The organism is Vibrio sp. 10N.222.48.A3 (assembly GCF_041475345.1).
GTDB lineage: Bacteria > Pseudomonadota > Gammaproteobacteria > Enterobacterales > Vibrionaceae > Vibrio > Vibrio tasmaniensis_A.
On sequence record NZ_JBFRVX010001190.1, the window covers coordinates 1 to 3,113 of the forward strand.

The following is a 3,113-nucleotide window of genomic DNA, read 5'->3' on the forward strand; positions in this document are numbered from 1 at the left end:
GGTTTGTGATAGATACAAAAATGCCCTGAAAACCAGGGCATTTCTTAAAGAACTAAAAGTAATATTTTCGATTATCTAAGTGCTTACCAAGCTCCTAAGTAAGACTTATAAGATTGCAGGCGAACTGTTGCTGCACCGATAACATCAATAAAGCCCCAGAACGGATGCGGTTTCTCAGCAGAAATCCAAGCCGCACCAGCCGCACCGATTGGGATATCGAAACCTTCTGGTTCGATGATCTCAAGAACGATGGTACGGCCTAATCCGTTACTATTTCTTACAACGTGTTGACCAACACTCTGTGGGCCTTGAAATGGAGAAATAGCCGCTTCGCCAGTACCGGTTGTGAAGCTGTGTACTTTTGCTCTGAACACGTGACCTGGGTATGCATCAACGAAAAACTCTGCGAAATCGCCTTTTTGAACATATCCGTAAGTTTGATCAGAAACTCGCATTTCTAAAAATTTCTTGTTGGTGTTGTAAAGGTGCATGTTGCCCATGACTGAACCTTCGGCAATGTTGACAATCGCGACTTGTCCATCAAACTCAGCACGAATCGTCTTTTTCTCTTGCGCCCAGTTCACTTTTTGAAGATCGGCAACCAATGAATTAAGTTCAGCGTTCATTACACGTAGGTCAGAATCGTATTTCTCAACATCACGCGCATTAAAGATTTGCGGTGATGTTTCAGCACGCTCAAGATCTCGTGTCATCTGCTTGATCTGTTCTTCCTTCTTAACAATGGCAGATTCGATCTTTGCTTTGTCAGCTGCAGAGTTAATGTCGACGAGTGTGTAAAGTACATCGTTTTCTTTTACTCGTTGGTTGTGGTCAACATGGATTTCATCAATTTGTTGGCCAAATACAGGCGACATTACCGCGTGTGGTGCTTTTACTGTGGTTGAGTTCGTTAAATCAACCGGCGCCCACAAGCGAGAAATAACCGCCAATACCGCAAGAATCGTTACGCCGCCAATGGCAGCCCACGTGTAGTTTTTGAAGTTCTTCTTCAGTGCGCCTGTCGCAAACAGTGACCATACAATTAGGATGTATGGAATCATCATCTCTTTCATTATGCGACCTCTTTTTCTGTAGGGGATGGTTTTGTTGGAGTCTTTTCTTCTGAAGCCTGTTCTTTTGAAGGCTGAGCTTCTGAAGACGGTTCTACTGGAGACTGTTGTGTTTGAGACGGCTCTGTTGCCGATTTTTCAGGTGATACGTGGACTGCGGCTGCCTCTGAATTGGTCGCGTCTTGTTTAGGCTGCACACCACGGCGAATGACATCACTCAGTGATTGACCAATATGTTTCCAGTTCGCTAGCGCGATAACCAAGGCGATAACCCAGAATGTTTTGCTGATGAAGAGCCCGCAAAGTGACAGTGCAAACACGATCTGTACGTGAGCGCTTTTGTGTTCTTTTGCTTTATGCACACCCAGTTCATGCAACTGCCACATGCCGTAAACACCGGCTAATACCACAGCAATGGTCACCGAGAACAAGTAACCAGAGAAGTACTCCATCTGGAAGAAGTTCATCATCATTTCATTGGGATGATTGTTGAATTGAGACATGTCGATGTCTTTAGAATGGATAGTGCCTAACGGTGCAAGAGCCCATGCACCAGCAAACATTACCGCCATAAACAGGCAGAATTTAATCAAGACCATCACAACGGCCCAGATTTTCTGGAAAATGATTTTTATAAAGTTCATATCTCAACCTACATCAATAAGAAGAGAGAATTTGCAGCCTAGAAGTCACCTTTAATGACATCTTAAAAAGTAGATGTCTATTATGTGGGTAGATTAGTGCTCATAATAAACAAAAGTAATAGATGATATTTAAAGTGATATTGCACAGTCCAGACAACCGATTCTCGGTATCAAGAAGCGAATATGCTTCTCTACAAATCAATCTTTATTATTTGTCAGCAGACGTAAATGAAATGGCTATGAAGCGTTCGAATTAATATTCGCGCGGCTTTCTAGCGACTGTTTTTATTACGTGTATTACCTCGACAATCGAGGGGCTCTTCCATGACAATTGACATACCAAAGTAAAACATTTGTCAGTTTTCTATTTGGGCTGGTGATTGATTTGTTAGCAGGATAATAGGAAGAGTTTTGACCAGTATCTACCCAGAATTACGATTTGATAATATCGTAATTACGATTAGTAGTTATAACTCTAAATCGGTAAAGTGATTTATTTGAAAAGGCTCATATACAGATAGAAAACATTGTTCATTAACTTGGTTTGGATCATAGAAGTCGATGAAAAGTACTAAAAAGGCTGGCCTAAAATATTGAATAAATTAGACCAGCTCTAGGGAGGATTTTAATCGATTATTTGAACGGGTTTAATGTAACAGGAGCAATAAAGAATTTTAGGTTCCAATCTGGTGCATATGGCACATACTCAGCTGGATTGGTCGTATTAACATTTGCGTCTGGTTTCATTACGTAATATTGAAGTTCTACACCCCAACGAACAGGCATCGGTCCAATCTTAAACATATCGATATAGCCTAACCCGACAGGTACAGTAAATTGGTCGGAACCATCTTTTGTCCAATCAATTTGAATATTAGGCGTCATACCAATTAACGCGGTGTTGCTGACACGATAGTTTAAGAAGTACTGGATGTCCGCTTGATTGGTTGATTCAGTAACGCTGTCGCTACCGCCTACATCCCACCATTGCTGAGCTAAGAAACCAACGTTCCAGCTTTCAATACTTGCTGGGTTACCGGTTTCTTTACCAAGGCGAGCGACCATTGCCGCAGGGCCTACTTGCCATTTATCTTGGGTTAAACCATCAGTACCAGTTGGCATGATCACCGTTGGACCAACACCCCAAATCCAGCCGTCATCACGGTTAGGCGCTGCCATTGATAGAAAGACGGTGTCTCCCATGCCATTTGTACGACCTTCAAAGAAATCACCGTCTTCACGGTCACCTGGTGAACTGTAGTGGTTGGCTACCAGACGGTTCACCAAGTTCCATTCGCCATCCATGATAGGAACAGGCATTACTGGTTGAAAGCTGAAACGGTTTTGCATTTCATGGTGGCCATCTTCTTTCTCAAGAAAGGTGTAATCATTCTGAGTG

The 3,113-nt window shown here is 42.5% G+C and carries 3 protein-coding genes; all 3 read right to left on the reverse strand.

The window, feature by feature from the left end:
* Positions 1-83 precede the first annotated feature (83 nt).
* Positions 84-1,073 (reverse strand): efflux RND transporter periplasmic adaptor subunit, encoded by a 990-nt coding sequence (locus AB4653_RS24910; RefSeq protein WP_017096900.1) that lies wholly within the window; start codon positions 1,071-1,073, stop codon positions 84-86.
* Positions 1,073-1,714, reverse strand: coding sequence for a hypothetical protein (locus AB4653_RS24915; protein ID WP_017096899.1), 642 nt, complete (start codon positions 1,712-1,714; stop codon positions 1,073-1,075). The genes AB4653_RS24910 and AB4653_RS24915 overlap by 1 nt, the downstream gene beginning before the upstream one ends.
* 633 nt (positions 1,715-2,347) lie before the next feature.
* A partial coding sequence (locus tag AB4653_RS24920) for a hypothetical protein (protein ID WP_372105568.1) occupies positions 2,348-3,113 on the reverse strand: 766 nt, incomplete at its 5' end.